This window comes from Herbaspirillum sp. GW821-FHT09A12 (assembly GCF_059418325.1).
This window is the reverse complement of record NZ_JBWKPR010000012.1, coordinates 130,897-153,920: the sequence shown is the minus strand read 5'-3', so window position 1 is coordinate 153,920 and position 23,024 is coordinate 130,897. Positions and strand designations below refer to the sequence as shown.

Here is a 23,024-nt window from a genome sequence, read left to right as displayed (position 1 = left end):
TGGGCTTCGTTTCGAACCCCAAAAGTGTTACCTATGTCCCGGTACACGTGTTACCTATGTCTCAGGTCTATACAGCGGGCCAAAGAAAGTGAGCGGCTGCCGGGCCGCCCCCGGCGCTCCGTGTCGACCGGAGAAAGAAAAGCATAGAGCCAGTACATCGACCAGCAGCAAGACCAGACTACCCCCCCTGAGCACACAACAAACAATCAAGCCACCAGAAAACATTGAAAGGCATTAACAGCAGGTTAAGGACTGCGCACAAAAAGGAAAGCGACAGGGCAAGGACACTCCACGACAATGATTTTCAACATTCGGGCTCATGCCTCGCAACGCTTAGCCCGCCACCTTCGTCATTGTCCGCCCATCGTCTGATTACGGAATTCACATGCCCCAGTCCAACGCATCGCTGTCCACCGCCCGCGGCATCTATACGATCTGCCCCACGCCTTTCCACGCCGATGGTTCGCTCGACCTCGGCAGCATCGCCACCCTGGTCGACTTCCAGGTAGAAGCCGGCGTTTCCGGCCTGGCCATCCTGGGTTTCCTGGGCGAGGCGCACAAGCTGTCCAACGCCGAGCGCCGCGCGGTGGTCGATACCTTCGTCAAGTGCGCTGCCGGCCGCGTGCCGGTGTGGGTGGGCGTGCGCGCCCTGGGCCTGGCCGGGGCCATCGAACAGGCGCGCGAAGCGGCCGAGGTGGGCGCCGCGGCGGTGTTTGCCGCGCCGCTGGATAACGCCTCCGACGCCGTGCAGTTCGACTACTACAAGTCGCTGGCCGATGCGCTCGACATCCCGGTGGTGATCCACGACTTCCCCGATTCCTTCGGCACCGAGATCAAGGCCGAGGTGATCGCGCGCCTGGGTCGCGAGGGCGGCGTCAACTTCATCAAGATGGAAGAGCCGCCGGTGGGCCAGAAGATCAGCCGCATCCGCGACCTGGCCGGCGAGGCCATGCGCATCTTCGGCGGCCTGGGCGGCGTGTACTTCCTGGAAGAGCTGCAGCGCGGCGCGGTCGGCACCATGACCGGCTTCGCCTTCCCCGAGATCCTGGTGCGCATCTACGACAAGTTCGCCGCCGGCGATGTCGCGGGAGCGGCCGCCACCTTCGACAAGTATTGCCCGTTGATCCGCTACGAGTTCCAGCCCAAGATCGGCCTGTCGCTGCGCAAGTACGTGTACCGCAAGCGCGGCGTGATCGCCAGCGACGCCATCCGCTCGCCGGGCATGCGCATCGATGCCGAGACCGAGCGCGAACTGGAAGCCGTGATCGCCCGCGTGGGCCTGTCGCTGGACCAGCGCGGCGCGCTGGTCATCGAGTAAGCGGAGGCCGGCATGGATCTTGGCATCGCAGGACGCAGCGCGCTGGTGTGCGCTTCCAGCAAGGGCTTGGGACTGGCTTGCGCGGTTGCGCTGGCGCGCGAAGGCGTGGCCGTGACCATGACCGCGCGCGGCAAGGACGCGCTGGAAGCCGCCGCGCAACAGATCCGGGACGCCACCGGCGCCGCCGTCACCACCGTGGCCGGCGACATCACCACGCCGCAAGGGCGCGCACTGGCGCTGGCCGCTTGTCCCAACCCGGACATCCTGGTCACCAACGCCGGCGGCCCCAAGCCGGGCGATTTCCGCGAATGGTCGCGCGATGACTGGATCGCCGCGGTGGACGCCAACATGCTGACCCCGATCGAACTGATCAAGGCCACCGTGGACGGCATGATGGCGCGCGGTTTCGGCCGTATCGTCAACATCACGTCCGGCGCGGTGAAGGCGCCGATCGATATCCTTGGCCTGTCCAACGGCGCCCGTTCCGGCCTGACCGGCTTTGTCGCCGGCCTGGCGCGCAGCACCGTGGCGCGCAACGTCACCATCAACAACCTGCTGCCGGGCCCGTTCGAGACCGAGCGCCTGTTCGCCACCGCCGCCGCTGCTGCGGCGGCCAGCGGCGGCGGCAAGAGCGCCGAGCAGATCCTGGCTGCGCGCCGCGCCGCCAACCCGGCCGGACGCTTCGGCACGCCGGCCGAGTTCGGCGATGCCTGCGCCTGGCTGTGCAGCGCGCAAGCCGGCTTCGTCACCGGCCAGAACCTGCTGATGGATGGCGGCGCCTATCCCGGCACCTTCTAGGAACGCGCATGGACTTCGACCTCACCATCCGCAACGGCCGCATCTCCACCGACCGGCAAACCTTCATGGCCGACATCGGCGTGAAGGACGGCGTGATCGCCAGGATCGCGCCAGGCTTGCCGCCCGGCCGCGAGGATATCGACGCCAGCGGCCGCTGGGTGCTGCCCGGCGGCATCGACAGCCATTGCCACATCGAGCAGTTGTCGGGCATGGGCATGATGTGCGCCGACGACTTTTATTCGGGCACGGTCTCGGCCGCCTTCGGCGGCACCACCACCATCATTCCCTTCGCCGCCCAGCATCGCGGCAACCGCATTCCCGACGTGATCGCCGACTATGCGCGGCGGGCGCAGGAGAAGGCGGTGATCGACTACGGCTTCCACCTGATCCTGGCCGACCCCGACGAACAGGCCTTGCAGCACGACCTGCCCAAGGCGATCGCCGACGGCATCACCTCGCTCAAGGTCTACATGACCTACAACGCGCTCAAGCTGGACGACTACCAGCTGCTGGACGTGCTGGCGCTGGCCGGCAGGGAAGGGGCGCTGGTGATGATCCATGCCGAGAACCACGACATGATCCGCTGGCTCGCCTCGCGCCTGCTGGATCAGGGCCACACCGCGCCCAGGTTCCACGCGGTGGCGCACGACCCGCTGGCCGAAGCCGAAGCCAGCAACCGCGCCATCGCGCTGTCGCGCCTGATCGGGGTGCCGGTGCTGATCGTGCACGTGGCCGGCGCCGAGACGGTGCAGACCATCCGCGCCGCCAAGCTGCTGGGAGCGCAGATCTACGCCGAGAGCTGCCCGCAATACCTGTTCCTGACCGCCGAGGACATCGACCAGCCCGGCGTGGAAGGCGCCAAGTTCTGCTGCAGCCCGCCGCCGCGCGACGCCAACGCGCAGGAGGCGGTGTGGGCCGGCCTCAAGGACGGCACGCTGGGCATGTATTCCTCCGACCACGCGCCTTATCGTTTCGATGAGAGCGGCAAGCTGCCGCGCGGCGAGGACACCACCTTCAAGGAAATGGCCAACGGCGTGCCCGGCATCGAATTGCGCCTGCCGCTGCTGTTCTCGGAGGGGGTGCTGGGCGGGCGCATCAGCATCCATGAATTCGTCCAGCTCACCGCCACCAACCACGCGCACATGTATGGCCTGTCGCACTGCAAGGGCAACATCGCCGAAGGGCTGGATGCCGACATCGCGATCTGGGACCCGCAGCGCGAGACCACCATCAGCGCCGGCCTGCTGCACGACAACGTCGGTTATACGCCGTATGAAGGCCGCCGCATCACCGGCTGGCCGGAGACCGTTCTCTCGCGCGGGCGCGTGGTGGTGCGCGATGCGCAGCTGCAGGTGCCGCGCGGTTCCGGCCGCTACATCAAGCGCCAGTGCCCGGAGCCGGCCAGCATCGCGCGCAAGCCGGCGCGCAGCCATTTGCCGGGCTTGCTCGGCCTGAAAGGAAAAGCATGGGAGTCGAACTGAACATGAACGCAAGCAAGCACCAACGCTTCGGCCTGGCCGTGGCGCAGATGGGCCCGGTCCACCTGGCCGACGACCGCGCCGCCGTGGTGGCACGCCTGGTCGAGATGCTGCGCGAGGCCGCTTCCCGCGGCGCCAGGATGGTGGTGTTTCCGGAACTGGCGCTGACCACCTTCTTCCCGCGCTATTGGATGGAAGACGAGGCCGAGGTCAACGCGCGCTTCTTCGAGGCCGAGATGCCGGGGCCGGCGACGCGCCCGTTGTTCGAGCTGGCGGCGCAGCTGAAGGTCGGCTTCTATCTGGGCTACGCCGAACTGACGCCGGACGGCCACCGCTACAACACCTCGGTGCTGGTCGACGAGAACGCCAAGATCGTGGCGCGCTACCGCAAGATCCACCTGCCGGGCCACAGCGACCACAAGCCCGACGCGCCGTTCCAGCACCTGGAGAAGAAGTACTTCGAGGTCGGCAACGGCGGTTTCGGCGTCACCGACATGCTGGGCACCCGCATCGGCCAATGCCTGTGCAATGACCGCCGCTGGCCCGAGACCTACCGCGTGATGAGCCTGCAGAGCGCGCGCATCGTGGCGCTGGGCTACAACACGCCGTCCTGGAACATCCACTGGAACGAGCCGCCGCACCTGCGCATGTTCCACCACCTGCTGTCGCTGCAGGCCAACGCCTACCAGAACGGCCTGTGGGTGGCCGCCGCCGCCAAGTGCGGAGCGGAAGACGGTTTCCACATGATCGGCGGTTCGGCCATCGTCGCGCCCACCGGCGAGATCGTGGCGCAGGCCCAGGGCGAAGAGGACGAGGTGATCTTCGCCAGTTGCGACCTGGGGCTGGGCGAGACCTTCCTGCAGCATGTCTTCAATTTCGCCAAGCACCGCCGTCCCGAGCATTACCGCCTGATCGTCGAGCGCACCGGCGCCGGCGAACCCCTGGCCCCATCCGAACTTTCCACCTGAGCCCCTATACCGAGGAGTGATGCGATGTTCCCGTTCCAGCTACTGTCGTCCAAGTTGTCCCTGAACTGTTCCCTGCTGGCGGCCGCGGCCGTCATGTCGCTGGCCGCCACCGGCGCCTGTGCCCAGGCCGGGCCGTTGCGCACCGGCGTGGATGCCACCTTCGCGCCGCATGCGATGGTCAAGCTGGGCGGCGGCCTGCAAGGCTTCAACATCGACCTGGGCGAAGAGCTGGCGCGCCGCCTGGGCCGCAAGATCGAGATCGAAGGCACCGAGTTCTCGGGCCTGGTGCCGGGGCTGAATGCCAAGAAGTACGACTTCGTGCTGGCGCCGGTGACGGCCACGCCGGAACGCTCCAAGGCCATGCTGTTTACCGAAGGCTACCTCGACACCGACTACACCTTCGTCATCAAGAAGGGCGGCGCCGCGATCAAGGGCCTGGAAGAACTGAAGGGCAAGACCATCTCGGTCAACAAGGGCTCGGCCTACGAGATGTGGGCGCGTGACAATGCGCCCAAGTACGGCTTCAAGTACGACGTCTACGGCAACAATGCCGACGCCGTGCAGGCGGTGCAGTCCGGCCGCGCCGACGCCAACCTGGCCGGCAGCACGGTAGCCGCCTGGGCCGCCAAGCAGAATCCGGCGGTGCAGACCACCTATACCGTCAAGACCGGCCTGGTGTGGGCCCTGGCCTTCCGCCTGGACGACAAGGCCGGCCGCGACGCCGCCGGCAATGCCTTGAAGTGCATGAAGCAGGACGGCACGCTGGGCAAGATCGCGCAGAAATGGTTCGGCTATACCCCGGCGCCGGACGCTACCGTGGTCAAGGTCGGCGTGGGGCAGGGCGTGCCGGGCCTGGACGGTTACGACCCCACCCCGGTCACGCCGAAGTGCAGCTGAAGCCGGCCGGGTTCGGCTGCATCGGATGGCGGCTGCGGCCGCCGCCGAAGCGGATTTTTTCCACGGATTTTGACTATAGCGTTTGCCTCCATGAGTTCTGCTCCCATTCTGGAAATCGTCGGCCTGCATAAATCCTATGAAGACAATGCGGTGCTGCGCGGCATCGACCTGCGCGTGCGCGCCGGCCAACTGGTCTGCGTGATCGGCCCCTCGGGCTCGGGCAAGAGCACCATGCTGCGCTGCTGCAACCGGCTGGAAGAGCCCAGCGCCGGACAGATCGTGGTGGACGGCATCGACATCATGCATGCGCGCACCAACCTCAACGAGGTGCGCCAGAAGATCGGCATGGTGTTCCAGCAGTTCAACCTCTATCCGCACATGACGGCGCTGGGCAATGTGATGCTGGCGCTGAAGAAGGTGCAGGGCCATTCGCATGCGGAAGCGGAACAGCGCGCCCGCCGCGCGCTGGCGCAGGTCGGCCTGCTGGAGAAGGCCGGCAGCTATCCGAGCCAGCTCTCCGGCGGCCAGCAGCAGCGCGTGGGCATCGCCCGCGGCATCGCGCTGGAACCCAAGGTGATGCTGTTCGACGAGCCTACCAGCGCGCTCGACCCGGAACTGGTGGGGAGCGTGCTGCAGGTCATGCGCGAGCTGCGCGAGTCCGGCATGACCATGCTGGTGGTCACGCACGAGATGGCCTTCGCGCGCGCCGCGGCCGACCGCGTGGTGTTCATGGACGGCGGCGTGATCGTCGAGGAGGGGCCGCCGGAGCAGGTCTTCGGCGACCCGCGGCAGGCCCGCACCAGGGCCTTCGTCTCGCGCTACGCCGCGCAGCACTGAAAGGCGGAGCGCATGGAGCAGTTCGTCTTCACCTTCTTCAACGCCGAGATCGCCGGCCGCTACTGGCAGGACATCCTGCGCGGCATGGGCGTGACCGTGCTGCTGAGCCTGGCGGTGATCGCCGCCGGCCTGTTGCTCGGCCTGCTGCTGGCGGTGCTGCGCGCCACCGGGCAGCGCGCGGTGACGCTGGCGGTGGTGGCCTTCGCCGACATCATGCGCTCGCTGCCGCCGCTGATCGTCATCATCGTGCTGTTCTTCGCCTTTCCCTATATCGACCTGGCGATGTCGTCGTTTACCGCCACCTGGCTGGCGCTCACGCTGGTGCTGGCGGCCTATGCGGAAGAGAGCATCTGGGCCGGCATCCTGGCGCTGCCGCGCGGCCAAAGCGAAGCCGCGCGCTCGACCGGCCTGTCGTGGATCCAGGCGATGGCCTGGGTGGTGCTGCCGCAGGCGCTGCGCATGGCGGTGCCGCCGCTGACCAACCGCGTCATCTCGATCACCAAGAACACCGCGCTGGGGTCGGTGGTGGCGCTTTCTGAAATCCTCAATACCGCGCAGGCCGCCAGCAGCAACGCCGGCAACCCGACGCCGCTGATGCTGGGGGCGGCGGCCTATCTGGTGATCTTCATTCCCGTGGTCTTGTTCGCGCGCTGGCTGGAAACGCGCTGGCGCTGGAAACGTTAAGGAACGGCGATGGAAGCCTTGCTGCAAAACTTCTTCAACCTGCAGGTCTACCGCGAGGTGCTGCCCTTTCTGCTGGGCGGCTTGTGGACTACCGTGTGGCTGTCGCTGCTGGTGATTCCGATCGGCATCGTCTCCGGCCTGGCGCTGGCCTTGCTGGCCACGCAGAGCGGATCGCGCATGCTGCGTATCGCGGTGGCGGTGTACGTGGATTTCTTCCGCTCCTTCCCGCCGCTGGTGCTGCTGATCCTGATCTATTTCGGCGCGCCGTTCCTGGGGCTGGAGCTGCCCAAGCTGGCGGCGGTGGCGATCGGCTTCATGTTCAACAACTCCAGCTATTTCGCGGAAGTGTTCCGCGCCGGCATCGAGAGCATCCCGCGCGGGCAGATGGAAGCGGCGCGCTCCACCGGCCTGTCGCGCCTGCAGGCGCTGGCGTATGTGGTGGTGCCGCAGGCCACGCGCAACGCCTTGCCCGACTTGGTGGGAAACGGCATCGAGGTGATCAAGCTGACCACCATCGCCAGCGTGGTGGCCTTGCCGGAATTGCTGCGGGTGGCGCGCGATGCGCAGTCGCTGGTGTACAACCCGTCCCCCATCGTGCTGGCGGCCTTGCTCTACCTGGCCCTGCTGTGGCCGCTGGTGCGCTGGCTGTCGCGGCTGGAGCACCGGAACCGGGCGTTGCATTGAGACGAAAACAGCCCGGACTGGTCCGGGCTGTTTTCTTCACCGTCGCCAAAGCGCCGGGCAATCAGCCCAATCAGCTCAATCAGCCATTGAGCAACTTCAGGCTGGCTTCGGTATAACGGTCACCGACCGCCGCGCCGATTGGGAACAGGGCGTTGAGTTGCTGCAGGTCTTGCGGACTCAGCTTCACGTCGGCCGCGCCGGCGTTTTCTTCCAGATAGCGGCGGCGCTTGGTGCCGGGGATGGGCACGATGTGCGGATCCTGCGCCATGACCCAGGCCAGCGCCAACTGGCCGGGCGTGCAACCGTAGCCTTGCGCCAGTTGTTTTACCTTCTCCACCAGCGCCAGGTTCCTGGCGAAGTTTTCGCCCTGGAAGCGCGGGTTGGTGCGGCGGAAGTCATCCGCGGCCAGGTCCTCGAACCTGGTGATCGCCCCGGTGAGGAAACCGCGTCCCAACGGGCTGTAGGCGACGAAGCCGATGCCCAGTTTGCGGCAGGTGGCCAGCGCATCTTGTTCCGGGTCGCGCGTCCACAGCGAGTATTCGCTCTGCAGCGCGGTGATCGGATGCACGCGGTGCGCGCGCTCGATGGTGGCGGCCGAGGCTTCCGACAATCCGATGTGGCGGATTTTGCCGGCCTTCACCAGGTCAGACAGCACGCCCACGCTGTCTTCGATCGGCGTGTTGGGATCGATGCGGTGCTGGTAGTAGAGGTCGATGGTTTCCACGCCCAGCCGCTTCAGGCTGCCTTCGATAGCCTTGCGGATATAGCCGGGGCTGCCGTCGACGCCGCGCACCGAGAGATCGTTGGGATCGCGCACGAAGCCGAACTTGGTGGCGATGAAGAACTTGTCGCGGCGGCCCTTGATGGCGCGGCCCACCAGCTCTTCATTGGTGAAGGGGCCGTACATGTCGGCCGTGTCGAGCAGGTTCACGCCCAGTTCCAGCGCGCGGTCGATGGTGGACAGCGATTCGGCGTCGTCGCGGTTGGAATAGAAATCGCTCATGCCCATGCAGCCCAGGCCGATGGCGGAGACCAGCGGGCCGTTGGGGCCCAGGCGGCGGGTGCCGATGGCCGCTTCGGGTTGGTGATGGCTGGCGGAAGTTTGCTGTGTCATGTTGGCGTCCTTTCATGGTTGGCGCTGGCGGGCTGCGTGGCGACGGCTGCATCGTTGCGATCGGCGGCGCGGCGGCCCTGCTTGCGCGAAGAGAGCGCGGCGTTGGCTGCGGCTTCTTTTTCAATGTCGCGGTAGAGGTCGATCTTCTGGTGCAGCACGGCCAGGTTGCTCTGCAGTTCGGCCAGCGTTTGTTGTACGGAAAGCGTATGGGCCTGCAGGATCGCTTTCCGTTCCGTGACACTTTCCAGGGTATTGCCCAGGCGCCGCAGCTCGGCGTAGCGCAGCATCGCGCGCACCGGCAAGCCGGTGGCCTTGAGCTTGAGCAGGAAGGCGACCCAGTTCAGGTCTTCCTGCGTATAGCGCCGATGGCTGTTGTCGCGCCGTTCGACCGGATCGAGCAGGCCGATGCGTTCGTAGTAACGCAGCGTATGCACCGAAAGTCCGGTAGCGACGGCAGCCTGGGCAATGGTCATGGAAGTTGTCATGGGAGGCAGTCTATTTGTTGGAGCGCGCTCTAAGTCAAGCGCTTCCTGCCATTATCCACAACCATGCGCAACCCGTTGCGGGCTGCCTGTCATCCGGATGATGTCAGAGGTAAGAAGAGCGGTGAAAGTCGGGAATTTCTTCTCCCTGCGTACGCCGGATTTGGGCGTTCGCAGGGGCAAGGCATGGGATGCGTCCAAAAATGCGTATCCGGTTCGAGACCCTCTTGCGGGTCTTGATTCAGCCGTCTGTGTTGATCCGGTTAATCAGCGCGCCGAGTACTTCTTCCGAACGTTCATTTTCTATCTGGCAGGTGCCGGCGTTTTCATGCCCGCCGCCGCCGTATTCCAGCATCAGCGCGCCGATATTGGTTTTCGAGGTGCGGTTGAGGATGGATTTGCCGGTGGCGAACACGGTATTCTGGTTTTTCAGGCCCCACAGGACGTGGATGGAGATATTGGTTTGCGGAAACAGCGCATAGATGATGAAGCGGTTGCCGGCGAAGATCACTTCTTCATTGCGCAAGTCCAGCACCACCAGGTTCTTATGCACGGTGCTGCAGCGGCGGATTTGCTCCTTGCACTTGTCGGCGTGTTCGAAGTACAGGTCCTTGCGTTCCTTGACGTCCGGCGTCGCCATGATTTCATCGATCGTGTGCGTTTTGCACAGCGCGATCAAATCCATCATCAGGTTGTAATTGGAGATGCGAAAATCGCGGAAACGGCCCAGGCCGGTGCGCGCATCCATCAGGAAGTTGAGCAAATCCCAGCCTTGCGGTTGCAGGATTTCCTGCTCGTTGAAGCGCGCCGAATCGCCTTTGTCGACGGCCGCCATCATGTCGTTCCAGGCCGCCGGAAACGTTTGTGCGCCGCCGTAATAGTCGTAGACTACGCGCGCCGCGGACGGCGCTTCGGGATGGATCACATGGTTCTTGCGTTCGCCGGTGTGGCGTATGGTTTCAGACAAATGGTGGTCGAACGCGATATGGACGCCCGGTACGAACGGCAGATTGGTCGTGATGTCGTTGTCGCTGATGGCAATTTTCCCATCCTGCATGTCTTTGGGATGCACAAACAGAATCTCGTCGATCATGTTCAGATGCTGCAACAGGACTGCACATACCAGGCCATCAAAATCGCTGCGGGTCACCAGACGGTATTTTTTTGCTTCTGACATATAAAAGTCCCTTTTGATCTTGATAAATGGAAAGTTTTACCGGGCACCAGGCGCTCTGCGGTACCGTGGACAATCATACAACCCAAATTTATGCGATGCCATCAGATGCTGTTCAAAGTCTAGTCGCGATCGATCTGTGCAACCGTTCACCATCAAATAATGAAAAGGAAAGAGCAATGAATGACCACGCCGCCACACAACTTCTGCTCGATGCCCGCACCAGCGGCCTCTTGCTGGACTGGCGCCGGCTGGCTGTCGGGGATGCCGCCACCGCCTATGCGGTGCAGGATGCCCAGTTGTTGCGCCTGGGGCCGGTGGGCGCCTGGAAGGTCGGCAGCAAGGGCGAGGGGATGGAGCCGGCCTGTTCGCCGTTGCCGGCCTCCGGGGTGCTGGCGGCGGGCGTCGAATTGTCCGGCCCGCAATGGCGGATACGCGGACTGGAGGCCGAACTGGCGTTGCGCGTCGGGCGCGACTTCGATCCGGGAGGAGCTTTGCCGTCCCGTGATGAATTGCTGGGCGTATTCGATGCCGTGCTGCCCGCCGTCGAAGTGGTGGAAACCCGCTTGGGCCCGCCCCCTTGCAGCAACCCTTGGGCCGCGATGGCCGACCTGCAAAGCCACGGCGCGCTGGTGCTGGGCACGCCGTTGCCCATGCCCGCCGCCGCGCCCGACTTGCGCGCCATCAGCGCCAGCCTGTCGCTGGATGGCAAGGAAGTGGCGCGCATGACCGGCGGCAATCCCGCCGGCGACGTATGGGCCATGCTGGCCTGGCTGGCGCGCCATTGCGCGCGGCGCGGCATGCCGCTGAAGAAAGGGCAGATTGTCACCACCGGCTCCTGCACCGGGGTGCGGCATGCGCGTCCGGGCATGAAGGTGGAGGCGGTGCTGGAGGGGATCGGCGCGGTGGCCTTCAGTTTCGGGGACTGAGGCCGGTTTCAGTTGCCGCTGCGGCGATAGAACGCCAGCGATCCGGCCAGCGCCAGCAGGATGGCGCCGCAGGTGCGGTCCATCCACCGCAGCGCGCGCCGGCGCAGCAGGCTGACGGCGCGCGCGCCGATGGCGGCGTAGCCGAACATGATGGCGAAATCGAGGGCGCAGAACACCGCGCCCAGCGCCAGGTATTGCCAGGCCTGGGGAGCGGCGCTGTCGATGAATTGCGGCAGCAATGCCGAGCAGAACAGGTAACCCTTGGGGTTGGTCACCGCCACCAGGAACGATTTCATGAATACCTTGCGCGGGCTGGCCTGCGGATCGCCCGCCGCCACGGCGAGATCGGTCCCGCCCGAGCGCAGCATGCGCAGGCCGATCCAGGCCAGGTAGGCCGCGCCCACCCATTTCACCACCGAAAACCAGAATTCCGAGGCGGCCAGCAGCGCGCCCAGGCCCACCGCTACCGATCCCACCAGCACGCAGTCCGATGCGACGGCGCCGAGCATGCCCGGCAAGGCGCGCCGCAGGCCCAGGCGCGCGCCATTGGATAACGCCAGCAAGACGGTAGGGCCGGGCGTGGCGATGGTGGCCATCGCCACCAGTGAAAACAGGAACAGCGTGGTGAGGTTGAGGCTGTGGGCGGTCATCGGGTCTCCTCGGCAAAGCAGCGGGGGGCGGCGGCACCTTGGCTTTGCGCTTTTGTGCGGTGCTGCACACTGCGAAGGCCGGCACGCCTTCGTCCTTGCGGCGAATTATGGCATGCCTGTTTGCCGGCGAGATCGCAAACAGGTTCTCAGGCCAGTTCCGCGGCGATCAGCTTGCCAATTGCCGCATGCAGGCCGTTGCGCTGCGCTTCATCGGCGCCGGTCTCGGTGAGGTAAACCGCGAACAGCAGCGGCACGCCCTGCGGCGTCCAGATCACGCCCACGGTATTGGTGCTGCCGTGGCTGCCGGTGCCGGTCTTGTCGCCCACCTTCCAGCCCGTGGGCAATCCTGCACGCACACGTTTTGCGCCGGTCTGGTTGTCCAGCAGCCATTGCGTGATCAGCGTGCGCGAGGCCGGGTTGAGGGCGTTGCCCAGCACGATCTTGCGCAGGTCGGCAACCATTGCCGCCGGTGTCGTCGTGTCGCGCGGATCGCCGGGGAGGGATTCGTTGAGCGTGGGTTCGTTGCGGTCCAGACGGGTCAGGTCGTCGCCCAGCGAGCGGATGAAAGCGGTCAGGCCGTCCGGGCCGCCCAGGCTTTCCAGCATCAGGTTGGCGGCGGTGTTGTCGGAGAGCGTCATGGCCGCTTCGCATAATTGGGACATCGACAGGCCGTTGCCGCCGGTGTGTTTGCCGGTGGTGGGCGAGTAGGGCACCAGGGATTTTTTGGTGTAGACGATGCGCCGTTCCAGGCGTTCCTGGCCCTGGTCGACGCGCTTCAAGACCGCCGCCGTCGCCAGGAACTTGAAGGTGCTGCACATCGGAAAGCGCTCGTCGGCGCGGTAGCCCCATTGGCGGCCTTTGGCCGTGTCCAGGACAAAGACCCCGAGACGGCCGTTGATGCCGCTTTCCAGCTTCGCCATGTGCTGGACGAAGCTGCTCGATCCATCAGTTTTGCTTGCATTCGATCCTTGTGTCGCCAAGGCGCTAGTGAGCCATCCGCTTGCCGCCAGGCTTGCCAGCGTCAGGAAATTACGTCTGTCCAGCATGATTTCTCCTTGCTATTGTTGATCTGCGAGCCAAGATGATAGGTAGTGGTGTAACGGCCCGCAATTCACGATAATTGGCACTAGGCATTAGAAAAACTTGGTCATGGAGGAATTGTGTATTTACCCCTGAATGCCTTGCGCGCCTTCGAAGCCTCGGCCCGCCAACTCAGTTTCACGCGCGCCGCCGATGAATTGAACGTGACCCAGACCGCGGTCAGCATGCAGGTCAAGAACCTGGAGGAGCGCCTTGGCGTGACGCTGTTTCGTCGCCTGCCGCGCGGCCTGGCGCTGACTGACGAGGGGCTGGCGCTGTTGCCGGTGCTGGCGGAATCGTTCAGCCGCATCGGCACCGTGCTGGCGCAGTTCGAGAACGGCCGCAAGCGCGAGGTGCTGACGCTGGGCGTGGTCGGCACCTTCGCGGTCGGCTGGCTGATGCCGCGCCTGCGCCAATTCCAGCAGACCTATCCCTTTGTCGACCTGCGGCTGCTGACCAACAACAACCGCGTCGACCTGGCCGGTGAAGGCCTGGATTACGCGATCCGCTTTGGCGATGGCGCCTGGCACGGGACTGATGCTGAACGTTTGTTCAGCGCGCCGCTGGCGCCGATGTGTTCTCCCGGGATCGCCGCCCGCCTGCGCCGTCCCGCCGATCTGGCGGGAGAAACCCTGTTGCGCTCTTACCGCAGCGATGAATGGAGCGAGTGGTTCGCGGCGGCGGGCGCGCCATGCCCGGCCATACGCGGCTTCGTCTTCGACTCTTCGCTGACCATGGCCGAGGCGGCCGCGCAGCAGGCCGGCGTGGCCTTGTTGCCGATCCTCATGTTCGAGCGGGAGTTGCAGCAGGGCCGGCTGGTCTGTCCGTTTGACATATCCATAGGCGCCGGCGCCTATTGGCTGGCGCGCCTGAAATCGAAGCAGGAGACGCCGGCGATGCTGGTCTTTCGCCAGTGGCTGCTGGCGCATTCCGGCATGGCCGACTCGCCGAAACCGGCGTGAACCGCGCCACGCGGGGCTTGCGCGGAAGACGGGGAAGTGAGGGCTTATGGCAACAGTGCCGCGTTGATGGGGAATTTCCTGGTGGACGGGGGGGATGTCCAAGCATAGAATAAATGATATAAATAATTTGAAAGAAGGCTGCGATGCCGTCGCGGCCTTTTCAGCGAAGATCAGGCGGTATCCGTAGCAATCCAAGTGCCGAGAATGGGGGCGTGTCATGAAATACTTCGCGAAGCTCTATCGCAAACTGGTCGACTACCTGAACGATTCGGGCGACCTCACTACCGGCTCGCACCGCGGCCCGCCGCAATCCTGCAGCCTGTACTCGGGTCTTTCCCCGATGGATTCGGACAACCGTCGACAGTGATGTGTGGCCGGCTTCGCCGGTTTTCAGGCAATTCTTTCTGATTTTTGCATGTGCACAAAAAAAAGGCCGCATCAGCGATGCGGCCCAAAGTACAGCGACTTACCAGAGACGTTACGTCAGGATCTGAGGATCGGCCCTGCGCCTAAGCCTTGTGTCTACAGGCGCGGGGCTTCCTGCATGGCGGTGCGGCAATCATCGTCCAGGCGGCGTTTCCCGATCGGTCCACGGCGCAATGCCCAGGCCGTTGTTGTGCTGCCGCCCCGGCCGTTGCCCCGCGCTTAATCCGGGATCACCGCGGTGGCATCGACTTCCACCAGGTATTCCGGCCGCGCGAAAGCGGTCACCACAATGCCGGTCGAGACCGGAAATACTCCTTTCAACCACTTGCCGACCACCAGGTAGACGTCTTCGCGGAAACGCGGGTCGGAGATGTAGATGGTGACCTTGCAGATGTGTTCCAGCTTGCTGCCGGCTTCCTTGAGCAGCATGTCGATATTCTTCATCGCCTGTTCGGTCTGGCCCTTGACGTCGCCGATGCAGACGCTCTCGGAGGTATCCAGGTCCTGGCCGATCTGTCCGCGCAAAAACACCATGGTGCCGCGCGCCACCACCGCCTGGCACAGGTCGTTGTCGATCTTCTGTTCCGGATAGGTGGCCTTGGTGTTGAACTTGCGGATGCGTGTGTGTGCCATGTCTTTTCCCGATGGGTGAGTGGGTGAGTGGTTGAAGGGCTGCTTATTTCTTGTCGAAATACCCGGCGCGGATCGCGGCGCCGATGAGGTTGACGATCAGGCGGCCGGCGGTCACGCAACTGATCTTGCTGGCGTTGTCCTTGGCCGGCTGGATTTCAACGATGTCCATGCCGACCACGCGGCCTTTCTTCACCAGGCCGTGGATCAGCTTGCGCGCCTGCAGGAAGGTCACGCCGCCGGGCGCCGGGCCGTCGACGGCCGGCATGATGGCGCAGTCCAGGCCGTCGGCGTCGATGGTCAGGTAGTAGTTGCCGCCGTCGGGGATGCGCGCCAGCACCGCGTCCATGCCGATGTCGTGCAATTCATAGGCGCTGACCAGGTCGGCGCCCCATTCCCTGGCGGCGCGGTAGTCGGCGGGACGGCCGCTGCCCTGGGCGCGCAGGCCGATCTGCACGATGTGCTTGACGAAGGGCAGTTCGGAGGCGCGGCGGATCACGCTGGAGAGGCCGTCGCGCACGCCGTTGACTTCATCGCGCCAGTCCAGGTGGGCATCGATGTGCACCAGCGTCACCGGGCCGACTTCATCGAAGCCGCGCAGCACCGGGTTGGTGATGCCGTGGTCGCCGCCCAGCACGATGGGCATGCCGCCGCCGCGCACGATCTGGCGGATGGCGGTTTCGGCGCGGCGCTTGTGGGCCTCGGGATCGTCCAGGTCGGGCATGACGTCGCCGCAGTCGACGAAGCGGATGTCGTCGCGCTCCTGCAGCAGCGGGCCGTCGATGTCGAAGTCGTAATGCGTGGGATGGCGCACCATGCGGTCGCTCAGGTCGCGCAGCGCCTGCGGCGCGTTGGTCTGGTCGTTGCTGTACTGGCGCGGGCTGTAGGCGGCGCCGAAGGGCATGCCCAGCACGGCGATGTCGCACTTCAGGTCGGTGAAGTCGGCGACCGGTTCCGAGTAAAGCAGGGTCTTGTGGCCGCTGCGCGGCGGGACGGTGAGTTGTTCCATGGCTGGCATCCTTGGGGTAAGAACCGGTAAGGGTCCGGGAGGGCGGGCGTTGCGGCGTGCCGTTTCGAATGCACTGTAGCGATTGCCATGGCGAATAGAAAATGATTCTTTTGGAGGTATAGTTCCATTTTTCAAGACTTTATGAAAAGCCAAGCCCATGCTCCGACTCGACCTCGATGAACGCGACCTGCGCTCGCTGCGGGTGTTTTGCAACGTCGCCGAGGCGGGCGGTTTCTCCGCGGCCGAGAAGTCGCTGCATATGTCCAAGGCCTCCATCAGCCGCCATGTGCGCGAGGTCGAGGAGCGCCTTGGCGTGCGCCTGTGCGAGCGCGGTCCGGCTGGTTTCAGGCTGACGCCGGAGGGCGAGGTGGCGGTCAAGCTGGCCACCAGCGCGCTGCGTTCGCTGGAGCGCATCCGGCCCGAGATCGATGCCGTGCATGGCGTGTTGTCCGGCCCGCTGGCGCTGGGCGTGGTCGAGCATGCGCTGGGCCATCCGGACTGCAAGCTGCCGCAAGCCATCGCCATGCTCAAGCGGCGCGCGCCCAACGTGCAGCCGCGCATCGAGGTGATGACCTTTCCGGAACTGAACCAGGCGCTGCGCGAGCATCGCGTCGACATCGCCATTCGCGGGCGTTATCCCGGCGACGATGAGTTCGACTACCTGCCGCTGTTCGCCGAAAGCCATCGTATCTACGGCGCCATCCGCCCAGAGGGGCGGGAGGGTAAAGCCGGGCGCGGCGGCGCCAGGGAGTTGCCGCTGGTGCATCGCCCGCATCCTTATGTGGAGGCGGTGCTGGCCGGGGGCGGCTACGTGCGCGGGCCCGATGCCGGCGGACTGGAAGCTATCGCGCTGCTGGTGGCTACCGGCGACTATGTCGGCCTGCTGCCCACGCACTACGTGCAACTGATCGGCAAGCGCTACGCGTTGCGCGCGCGCCGGGGCGGCCCTACCTTCCACCACACCATCTGTGCGGTGACCGATCCGATCCGCCCGTCCACCCATCGCGCCGACCTGTTCCTGTCCATCCTCAAGGAGTTCCACGCGCGCCCCGCAGGCGCCATTGCCGCCGGGTAATCAGGTTCTGCCATACACGCCAAAATGGGGCGCGCCTGATCGCGCGGCTAACCATGCTGGGGCGTTTTGCCGGCGCCAGGCCATGCCGTCCTGGCGTCGGTCGAGCCGCGATGAAACATCGAACCGGTCATTTTTGTACCGTTTGTGCCGAAATGCTTTGGCGGATTAGCCCGGCAAGCGCCCGCGCAGGCGGATCGCAGGGGATGTTTCGCGCCCATGAAAATGGTTCGTTCGAACCGTTTTCGGAATCGATTGGCACATATGTTGCTCAACAGTTGGCATCATCCAGCCAGCCGCCAACCTATCGTGAACCAGCCATCGCTGACCGCCCTCATCAAGGAACGCTTCGACAGCCTGCCGCGCCAGGCGCGCCAGGTGGCGGCCTTCGTGCTGGACAATCCGCATGAAGTGGCGGTGCTGTCCATGCGCGAACAGGCGCGGCTGGCCGAAGTGCCGCCGTCGACCATGACGCGTTTTGCCAAGGCGCTGGGGCTGGACGGCTATGACGCCATCCGCGATGTCTTCAAGAGCAGCCTGCGCGCCCGCGGCAATGAGTTCGGTTCGCGCGCCCAGGGGCTGGTCGAGCTGAACCAGCGCATCGGCGAAGCCGCCCTGGCGATGGATCTGGCCCACAACGCCACGGCCCAGATCCAGTCGCTGTGCACCGGCGAGACCATGTCGTCCATCGTGCGCGCGGCCAAGCTGCTGTCCTCCGCGCGCGAGATCTTTTGCCTCGGCTTGCGCGGTTCCTTCCCGGTGGCTTTCCAGTTCGCCCACGTATGCGAATACTTCGCGCGCAACGTCACGCTGGTGGACGGCGCCGGCGAGAGCGGGATCATGAAGATCATGCACCAGCCGTCGTCGCGCGATGTGGCGCTGATCTGCAGCATGGCGCCGCACTCGCGCCGCGCCATGTCGATCGCCACGCACCTGGAAAAGGCCGGCGTCAAACTGGTGGTGATCACCGACAGCGCCAGTTCGCCGCTGGCGCGCATCGCCACCGAAAGCATCCTGGTGCCCAACAAGGGGCCTTCGTTTTTCGACACGCTGCTGCCGGCCTTCCTGGTGGCGGAAATCCTGGTGGCGCTGATGGCCGCCACCTCCCGGATCAACATCAAGTCGCAGATCGCCGACACGGAAAAGAAGCTGTGGGGCGCGGGGGAATGGTGGGGCATGCAGGCCGACGCCGCGCCGGCGCTGGAGCCGCGCGCAAAGGCGCCGGGCAAGGCCCGGGCGGGCGCGCGCGCCAAGCGCGGCGCATGAGGTCGCAAAAGATTGCATGAAGGGTGCCGCGCGGCATCGACGAATACGGATTTACCGGAGCGGCGCATGCGCGAGACATGCAGCTGACAAAAAATGGCGCCGCAACAGGCGCCTGGATTTCTCGAAACACGCCGGTACGCCTTGCAGCGCGTACCTCGCATTGAGCCATATCTTCAGAAAGGACCACCCATGAAACGCCGCCCGCTACTCGCCCTGATCGGCCTCACCGCGGCCGCCGCCTGCTTTTCATCGGCCAACGCATTGGCCGATGACCTGTACCAGACCATCATGTCGCGCAAGTCGATACGCGTGGCCGTTCCCACCGACTATCCTCCCTATGGCTCGGTCGGCACCGACATGCGGCCGCGCGGCTATGACATCGACATGGCCAACCTGATCGGCAGCAAACTGGGCGTCAAGGTCGAGCTGGTTCCGGTGACGGCGCCCAACCGCATCGCCTACCTGCAAACCAACAAGGCCGACATCACCATCTCGTCGCTGGGCAAGACCGCCGAGCGCGCCAAGGTGGTCGATTTCAGCATCGCCTATGCGCCATTCTTCGACGCGGTGTTCGGCAGCAAGAGCGTGAAGGCCAGCAGCTTCGCCGAACTCAAGGGCAAGACCATCTCGGTCACCCGCGGTTCGATGCAGGACCAGGAGCTGGAACAGATGGCGCCAGGCGCGGTCGTCAAGCGCTTCGAAGACAACAACGCGACGCTGTCTTCCTTCCTGGCCGGGCAGACCCAGATGTTCGCGACCGGAACCACGGTTGCCGCCGCGCTGCAAAAGATGAACCCTGCGCTGGACATGGAACTGAAGGTGATCCTGGCCAATGCGCCATGCTATGTCGCCATGCCCAAGGGCGAATCGACGTTGCTGGCGAAGATCAACATGATCATCCGCGAAGCGCGCACCGACGGCACCATCGACAAGTTCTCGCAGACCTGGCTGGGCGCGCCGGCCGGCCAATTGCCGGACTGAACATGTCCGCGTGATGTGCAACGGCCGGCCGCCGACGGGGCCGGCCGTTTTTATTCTTGGAGGAGCTTGCGTGAAGAAAACAACAGGGCCGGGGACAGGACGCGGCGCGATCACGGCAATGAGCCAGTGGATCGTGCAGCTTGAGGAGGGCGACATTCCTGCGCACGTTCGTCGCGTCGCGCAAGATTGCCTGATCGATACCATCGGCGTGATCGCCGCCGGTTCCGCCACCAAGGTCGCCGGCCATGCGCGCGCGCTGGCCGGCATGGGCAGCATGAGCGGCCACCTTGGAATGTGCAGCATCATCGGCACGGTGTTGCAGGCCGATGCCAGGCAGGCCGCCTTTGCCAACGGTGTGGCGGCCCACGCGCTGGATTTCGACGACAACTGTTATGCCGGTTTCGTACACGGTTCGGCCGTGATCGTGCCGGCCGCGCTGGCGGCGGCCCAGCATGCCGATGCCAGTGGCCGCGAACTGGTGGTGGCCTTGGTGGCCGGCGCCGAGTGCGAATATGCGCTGGGGCTGGCCAGCACCAATGTGCTGTACGACCAGGGCTGGTGGACGACCGGCGTGCTGGGGCCGGTGGGGGCGTGCGCGGCGGCGGCGCGGCTGCTCCGGCTGGATGAACGGCAAACCGCAGCGGCACTGGGGCTGGCGTTGGCCGGGGCGGCCGGCATCAAGGCCTGTTTCGGCACCGATGCCAAGGCCTTCCTGGCCGGGCGCGCGGCAGAGGCCGGCATGACTGCCGCGTTCATGGCGCAGCTCGGCGCCAGCGGCCCCACCGATGCCGTTGAGCATCGCAACGGTTTCGCACGGCTGTTCAATGGCGGCCATTGGGATGCGCAGGCTGTCGAGATGCTGGGCAGGCGTTGGGCGCTGCACAATCCGGGCGTGGACATCAAGCGCATTCCGCTCTGCCTGTCTTCGCATGCGGCGGTGGATGCGGTCATGGCGCTGGCGCAAACGCATGCCATCGATGCCGGCGAGATCGCGGCGATCACCTGCGACGTGCCGCCGATTGTCATCGCCAACCTGATCCATGATGACCCGGCCACACCGCAACAGGCGCAGTTCAGCATGCCGTTCGCGGTGGCCGTTTCGCTGTTGCATGGCACGGTCGGGCTGGAGCATCTGTCGGCCCCGACGCTGGCAGACCCGCGCCTGCGGGAGTTGATGGCGAAGGTCGGCATGACCAGCGGTGCGTACTGGGAAGACGCGAGCCGCAGGGCGGCCGCGCCGGAGGGCGCGCAAGTCAGCATCGCATTGCGCGACGGCCGGGTGGTGCAGGCCTTCCGCGATTTCGCGCGCGGCGCCGCGCGTTATCCGCTCAGTGCGGAAGAACTCGATGCCAAGTTCCTGGGTTGCCTGCGTTTCGCCGGCCTGGCGTCGTCCGGCGACTGGCTGGCGCGTTTGCGCGCGCTGGCGTCTTGCGGGGCGGTGCGCGGATTGTTCAGCGCTTGATCGATTTGACAAAGGCGGGCCGGATGGCTGAAAGTGTGGCCATGGCAAATGGTGCGGGAAAGCATTTGTTGCTCGCAGTCAAAAAACGGCGAGTGCCTTTGCCGGCAGGGCTATGTAGGAGGAATGTATGGAAAGCTATCGCATTTTCTTGACGACAACTGGTATGACCTCCTGCAAAGTTGCATTGTTTGTGCGAACATAGCGAGCTATGCACAAGGGATCTTGTATCTTTTGCACTTGTTTTTTGCAGTTTGCAGTTGTTTCCGCGCCAATAAATCAATAAGTTTCCTCCGTGCCGCGGCCATGCCGCCGGCCGCCGCCATCAAAGGAGCCAGAACATGTCCCAGTCCTGGAATGCAGCCGCAATCGCCGAGAAGTTCGGTATTGCCGTTGCCGACCTCGCCATTGAACTCATCCCCCATTCGACCGATGGCGTCGAATACGAAAGCATCCTCCTGTTCAACCGGGCCGCGCCTCCCGCCACCGGCGTGCTGGCTGTGCCCAATTATTTTGGCGTGCGCCAGCAGGCGCTGGAAATCGCCGCCACTACCATCGGCGCGGCGCATGCCGTGTTCGTGGCGGACGTCTACGGCAAGCATGTGCGGCCGGCCAACCCCGATGAGGCGGTGGCGGCCATCGTCCCACTCAAGAAAGATCGCGCCGAACTGCGCAAGCGCATGAACGCCGCGCTGGATGCCTTCCGCAACCAACAAAAAATCAGGATCGCCGCCGGCAAGTTCGGCGCCTGCGGTTTCTGCTTCGGCGGCACCGCGGCGCTGGAACTGGCGCGCTCCGGCGCCGACGTGCGCGGCACCGTGTCGCTGCATGGCGCCCTGGAGACCCCGGCGCCCGACGCCAGCAAGATCAAGGGCGCGGTGCTGGCGCTGCACGGCGTGCAGGATCCTTCCGTGCCGCGTGAGCAGGTCAATGGCTTCATCGATGAGATGAGCGCCGCCGGGATCGACTGGCAACTGGTCAATTATGGCCAGGCCGGCCATTCATTCACCGACCCGGATTCCAACAATCCGGGTTTCTTTTATCACCGCCAGACCGCCGGGCGTGCCTCGGTGGCGCTGAAGAACTTCTTCGGCGAGTTGTTCGCTTAAAAGTATCGATGCAAGTATCGATGTTGAAACCGGTTGGCTATAGGTGACCGGTTTCCCCGCTTTTTCAGCCAGTTGATTTCATGACGAAACCAGCAAGCCAAGTGCACAGCTTTTCGCGCGATGCCACGATCGCAAACCAAACAGCGCCATCGCTCCGGCTTTGCCGGCCCGAGCCGTGGCGCCATAAGAGGCAACTGCCATTTGCAGCCGCCGGGAGGCGTTCATCCCGACGTTTGCAAATGGAAGAGTGTCCGGCAGCACCTCTCTCCTCAAACCACAGTCCAAAGGAAAGTCATGTCACAAGATAAAGAGCCGAGGCGGCGCTTCCTGCGTCAGGTACTGGCGATCGTCCCAGCAGCCAGTACGCTAGGTGGCGCCACCGCAGTCGCAGTCAGCCAGTCGGCCATCGCCGACAGCTCCGAACCGGGCAAGCCGCGCGCTTATACCCCGACCTACTTCAGCGCGGCCGAATGGGCATTCATCAATGCCGCGGTCGACCACCTGATTCCCTCCGACCAGTACGGCGCCGGCGCGCTCGAAACCGGCGTGCCCGAATTCATCGACCGCCAGATGGAAACGCCTTATGGCGCAGGCAAGCTGTGGTACATGCAGGGCCCGTTCCATCCGGACAGCGTGCCCGAACTGGGCTACCAGCTCTCGCTGGTGCCGCGCGATATCTATCGCCAGGGCATCGCCGCCGCCAATGACTGGTGCACCAAGAACCATGGCAAGGTGTTCGCCGAATTGGACAAGAAGCTGCAGGTCGAGGTCCTGAAGCAGATGGAAGGCGGCAAGATTGCGTTCGAGACCGTGCCCGCCAAGACTTTCTTCAGCTTCATGCTGGGCAACACCAAGGAAGGTTACTTCGCCGACCCGATGTACGGCGGCAACCAGAAAATGGGCGGCTGGAAGATGGTCGGCTTCCCCGGCGCGCGCGCCGACTACCTGGATTGGGTCGACCAGTACAACGTGAAATATCCATACGGCCCTGTGTCGATTCTGGGAGAAAAGGGCTGA

24 protein-coding genes are annotated in these 23,024 nt (G+C 64.8%); 17 read left to right on the top strand and 7 right to left on the bottom strand.

Translation table 11 applies throughout. From position 1 onward, the window contains the following. The first annotated feature begins 385 nt into the window (after window positions 1-385). The 8 genes from AC07N6_RS20410 to AC07N6_RS20375 all read left to right on the top strand — a co-directional run bounded on the left by AC07N6_RS20410 (window position 386) and on the right by AC07N6_RS20375 (window position 7,664). Window positions 386-1,318, top strand: a complete 933-nt coding sequence (locus AC07N6_RS20410; protein WP_494782242.1) for a dihydrodipicolinate synthase family protein — start codon at window positions 386-388, stop codon at window positions 1,316-1,318. Between the two features lie 12 nt (window positions 1,319-1,330). Beyond that, the gene (locus AC07N6_RS20405) at window positions 1,331-2,116 is read left to right on the top strand and encodes an SDR family oxidoreductase (RefSeq protein WP_494782241.1); all 786 of its coding nucleotides are present in this window, start codon (window positions 1,331-1,333) and stop codon (window positions 2,114-2,116) included. An 8-nt stretch (window positions 2,117-2,124) separates the two neighbouring features. Next, entirely contained in the window at window positions 2,125-3,597 is a 1,473-nt protein-coding gene (hydA, locus tag AC07N6_RS20400; protein ID WP_494782240.1) for a dihydropyrimidinase, read from the top strand. Beyond that, on the top strand, window positions 3,582-4,562 hold the full coding sequence (locus AC07N6_RS20395; protein WP_494782239.1) for an N-carbamoyl-D-amino-acid hydrolase: 981 nt from the start codon (window positions 3,582-3,584) through the stop codon (window positions 4,560-4,562). The genes hydA and AC07N6_RS20395 overlap by 16 nt, the downstream gene beginning before the upstream one ends. A 24-nt stretch (window positions 4,563-4,586) precedes the next feature. After that, a complete protein-coding gene (locus tag AC07N6_RS20390) occupies window positions 4,587-5,459 on the top strand; it encodes a transporter substrate-binding domain-containing protein (protein ID WP_494782238.1) in 873 nt (290 codons plus the stop codon). A gap of 90 nt (window positions 5,460-5,549) precedes the next feature. Next, the gene (locus AC07N6_RS20385; RefSeq protein ID WP_494782237.1) at window positions 5,550-6,296 is read left to right on the top strand and encodes an amino acid ABC transporter ATP-binding protein; all 747 of its coding nucleotides are present in this window, start codon (window positions 5,550-5,552) and stop codon (window positions 6,294-6,296) included. 12 nt (window positions 6,297-6,308) lie between these two features. Then, a complete protein-coding gene (locus AC07N6_RS20380) occupies window positions 6,309-6,980 on the top strand; it encodes an amino acid ABC transporter permease (RefSeq protein WP_494782236.1) in 672 nt (223 codons plus the stop codon). A gap of 9 nt (window positions 6,981-6,989) precedes the next feature. Further along, window positions 6,990-7,664, top strand: a complete 675-nt coding sequence (locus tag AC07N6_RS20375; RefSeq protein WP_494782235.1) for an amino acid ABC transporter permease — start codon at window positions 6,990-6,992, stop codon at window positions 7,662-7,664. Window positions 7,665-7,743: 79 nt separating this feature from the next. Here the strand turns inward: AC07N6_RS20375 and AC07N6_RS20370 are convergent, their stop codons facing one another. The 3 genes from AC07N6_RS20370 to AC07N6_RS20360 form a co-directional block, all read right to left on the bottom strand. Further along, complete coding sequence (locus tag AC07N6_RS20370) at window positions 7,744-8,778, bottom strand: aldo/keto reductase (protein ID WP_494782234.1); 1,035 nt, start codon at window positions 8,776-8,778, stop codon at window positions 7,744-7,746. After that, window positions 8,775-9,263 carry a MerR family transcriptional regulator gene (locus tag AC07N6_RS20365; RefSeq protein ID WP_494782233.1) on the bottom strand — a complete coding sequence of 163 codons (489 nt, stop codon included), beginning with the start codon at window positions 9,261-9,263 and terminating at the stop codon, window positions 8,775-8,777. The genes AC07N6_RS20370 and AC07N6_RS20365 overlap by 4 nt, the downstream gene beginning before the upstream one ends. Before the next feature lie 238 nt (window positions 9,264-9,501). After that, the gene (locus AC07N6_RS20360) at window positions 9,502-10,437 is read right to left on the bottom strand and encodes an exopolyphosphatase (RefSeq protein WP_494782232.1); all 936 of its coding nucleotides are present in this window, start codon (window positions 10,435-10,437) and stop codon (window positions 9,502-9,504) included. A gap of 176 nt (window positions 10,438-10,613) precedes the next feature. Between AC07N6_RS20360 and AC07N6_RS20355 the strand changes: the two genes are divergently transcribed. Beyond that, entirely contained in the window at window positions 10,614-11,363 is a 750-nt protein-coding gene (locus AC07N6_RS20355) for a 2-keto-4-pentenoate hydratase (protein ID WP_494782231.1), read from the top strand. 8 nt (window positions 11,364-11,371) lie between these two features. On the opposite strand, the gene AC07N6_RS20350 is transcribed toward AC07N6_RS20355, so the two are convergent. Beyond that, entirely contained in the window at window positions 11,372-12,013 is a 642-nt protein-coding gene (locus AC07N6_RS20350; protein WP_494782230.1) for a LysE family translocator, read from the bottom strand. A 146-nt stretch (window positions 12,014-12,159) separates the two neighbouring features. Beyond that, a complete protein-coding gene (gene bla, locus AC07N6_RS20345) occupies window positions 12,160-13,059 on the bottom strand; it encodes a class A beta-lactamase (RefSeq protein WP_494782229.1) in 900 nt (299 codons plus the stop codon). 114 nt (window positions 13,060-13,173) lie between these two features. On the opposite strand from bla, the gene AC07N6_RS20340 reads away from it, so the two are divergent. Further along, window positions 13,174-14,055 (top strand): LysR family transcriptional regulator, encoded by an 882-nt coding sequence (locus AC07N6_RS20340; RefSeq protein WP_494782228.1) that lies wholly within the window; start codon window positions 13,174-13,176, stop codon window positions 14,053-14,055. A 217-nt stretch (window positions 14,056-14,272) separates the two neighbouring features. Then, the gene (locus AC07N6_RS20335) at window positions 14,273-14,422 is read left to right on the top strand and encodes a hypothetical protein (protein WP_494782227.1); all 150 of its coding nucleotides are present in this window, start codon (window positions 14,273-14,275) and stop codon (window positions 14,420-14,422) included. 278 nt (window positions 14,423-14,700) lie between these two features. On the opposite strand, the gene AC07N6_RS20330 is transcribed toward AC07N6_RS20335, so the two are convergent. Both AC07N6_RS20330 and AC07N6_RS20325 read right to left on the bottom strand, forming a co-directional pair. Continuing rightward, the gene (locus AC07N6_RS20330) at window positions 14,701-15,114 is read right to left on the bottom strand and encodes a RidA family protein (RefSeq protein ID WP_494782226.1); all 414 of its coding nucleotides are present in this window, start codon (window positions 15,112-15,114) and stop codon (window positions 14,701-14,703) included. A gap of 43 nt (window positions 15,115-15,157) precedes the next feature. Beyond that, window positions 15,158-16,120, bottom strand: coding sequence for an agmatinase (locus AC07N6_RS20325; RefSeq protein ID WP_494782225.1), 963 nt, complete (start codon window positions 16,118-16,120; stop codon window positions 15,158-15,160). Between the two features lie 157 nt (window positions 16,121-16,277). On the opposite strand from AC07N6_RS20325, the gene AC07N6_RS20320 reads away from it, so the two are divergent. The 6 genes from AC07N6_RS20320 (at window position 16,278) to AC07N6_RS20295 (ending at window position 23,024) form a co-directional block, all read left to right on the top strand. Further along, window positions 16,278-17,195, top strand: a complete 918-nt coding sequence (locus AC07N6_RS20320; protein ID WP_494782224.1) for a LysR family transcriptional regulator — start codon at window positions 16,278-16,280, stop codon at window positions 17,193-17,195. A gap of 306 nt (window positions 17,196-17,501) precedes the next feature. Then, window positions 17,502-18,458, top strand: a complete 957-nt coding sequence (locus AC07N6_RS20315) for a MurR/RpiR family transcriptional regulator (protein ID WP_494782223.1) — start codon at window positions 17,502-17,504, stop codon at window positions 18,456-18,458. Between the two features lie 189 nt (window positions 18,459-18,647). Further along, window positions 18,648-19,439, top strand: a complete 792-nt coding sequence (locus tag AC07N6_RS20310) for a transporter substrate-binding domain-containing protein (RefSeq protein WP_494782222.1) — start codon at window positions 18,648-18,650, stop codon at window positions 19,437-19,439. Between the two features lie 70 nt (window positions 19,440-19,509). Next, window positions 19,510-20,901, top strand: a complete 1,392-nt coding sequence (locus AC07N6_RS20305; protein WP_494782221.1) for an MmgE/PrpD family protein — start codon at window positions 19,510-19,512, stop codon at window positions 20,899-20,901. 338 nt (window positions 20,902-21,239) lie between these two features. After that, complete coding sequence (locus AC07N6_RS20300) at window positions 21,240-22,007, top strand: dienelactone hydrolase family protein (protein ID WP_494782220.1); 768 nt, start codon at window positions 21,240-21,242, stop codon at window positions 22,005-22,007. A gap of 294 nt (window positions 22,008-22,301) precedes the next feature. Continuing rightward, complete coding sequence (locus AC07N6_RS20295) at window positions 22,302-23,024, top strand: gluconate 2-dehydrogenase subunit 3 family protein (protein ID WP_494782219.1); 723 nt, start codon at window positions 22,302-22,304, stop codon at window positions 23,022-23,024.

Excerpts from the sequence above, each read along its gene's own strand:
- hydA (WP_494782240.1), top strand. The coding sequence starts at position 2,125 with ATGGACTTCGACCTCACCATCCGCAACGGCCGCATCTCCACCGACCGG.
- AC07N6_RS20385 (WP_494782237.1), top strand. The coding sequence starts at position 5,550 with ATGAGTTCTGCTCCCATTCTGGAAATCGTCGGCCTGCATAAATCCTAT.
- AC07N6_RS20405 (WP_494782241.1), top strand. The coding sequence starts at position 1,331 with ATGGATCTTGGCATCGCAGGACGCAGCGCGCTGGTGTGCGCTTCCAGC.
- AC07N6_RS20325 (WP_494782225.1), bottom strand. The coding sequence starts at position 16,120 with ATGGAACAACTCACCGTCCCGCCGCGCAGCGGCCACAAGACCCTGCTT.
- AC07N6_RS20360 (WP_494782232.1), bottom strand. The coding sequence starts at position 10,437 with ATGTCAGAAGCAAAAAAATACCGTCTGGTGACCCGCAGCGATTTTGAT.
- AC07N6_RS20380 (WP_494782236.1), top strand. The coding sequence starts at position 6,309 with ATGGAGCAGTTCGTCTTCACCTTCTTCAACGCCGAGATCGCCGGCCGC.
- AC07N6_RS20390 (WP_494782238.1), top strand. The coding sequence starts at position 4,587 with ATGTTCCCGTTCCAGCTACTGTCGTCCAAGTTGTCCCTGAACTGTTCC.
- AC07N6_RS20300 (WP_494782220.1), top strand. The coding sequence starts at position 21,240 with ATGTCCCAGTCCTGGAATGCAGCCGCAATCGCCGAGAAGTTCGGTATT.
- AC07N6_RS20330 (WP_494782226.1), bottom strand. The coding sequence starts at position 15,114 with ATGGCACACACACGCATCCGCAAGTTCAACACCAAGGCCACCTATCCG.
- AC07N6_RS20350 (WP_494782230.1), bottom strand. The coding sequence starts at position 12,013 with ATGACCGCCCACAGCCTCAACCTCACCACGCTGTTCCTGTTTTCACTG.
- AC07N6_RS20335 (WP_494782227.1), top strand. The coding sequence starts at position 14,273 with ATGAAATACTTCGCGAAGCTCTATCGCAAACTGGTCGACTACCTGAAC.
- AC07N6_RS20295 (WP_494782219.1), top strand. The coding sequence starts at position 22,302 with ATGTCACAAGATAAAGAGCCGAGGCGGCGCTTCCTGCGTCAGGTACTG.
- AC07N6_RS20320 (WP_494782224.1), top strand. The coding sequence starts at position 16,278 with ATGCTCCGACTCGACCTCGATGAACGCGACCTGCGCTCGCTGCGGGTG.
- AC07N6_RS20375 (WP_494782235.1), top strand. The coding sequence starts at position 6,990 with ATGGAAGCCTTGCTGCAAAACTTCTTCAACCTGCAGGTCTACCGCGAG.
- AC07N6_RS20370 (WP_494782234.1), bottom strand. The coding sequence starts at position 8,778 with ATGACACAGCAAACTTCCGCCAGCCATCACCAACCCGAAGCGGCCATC.
- AC07N6_RS20410 (WP_494782242.1), top strand. The coding sequence starts at position 386 with ATGCCCCAGTCCAACGCATCGCTGTCCACCGCCCGCGGCATCTATACG.
- AC07N6_RS20395 (WP_494782239.1), top strand. The coding sequence starts at position 3,582 with ATGGGAGTCGAACTGAACATGAACGCAAGCAAGCACCAACGCTTCGGC.
- AC07N6_RS20310 (WP_494782222.1), top strand. The coding sequence starts at position 18,648 with ATGAAACGCCGCCCGCTACTCGCCCTGATCGGCCTCACCGCGGCCGCC.
- AC07N6_RS20355 (WP_494782231.1), top strand. The coding sequence starts at position 10,614 with ATGAATGACCACGCCGCCACACAACTTCTGCTCGATGCCCGCACCAGC.
- AC07N6_RS20365 (WP_494782233.1), bottom strand. The coding sequence starts at position 9,263 with ATGACAACTTCCATGACCATTGCCCAGGCTGCCGTCGCTACCGGACTT.
- bla (WP_494782229.1), bottom strand. The coding sequence starts at position 13,059 with ATGCTGGACAGACGTAATTTCCTGACGCTGGCAAGCCTGGCGGCAAGC.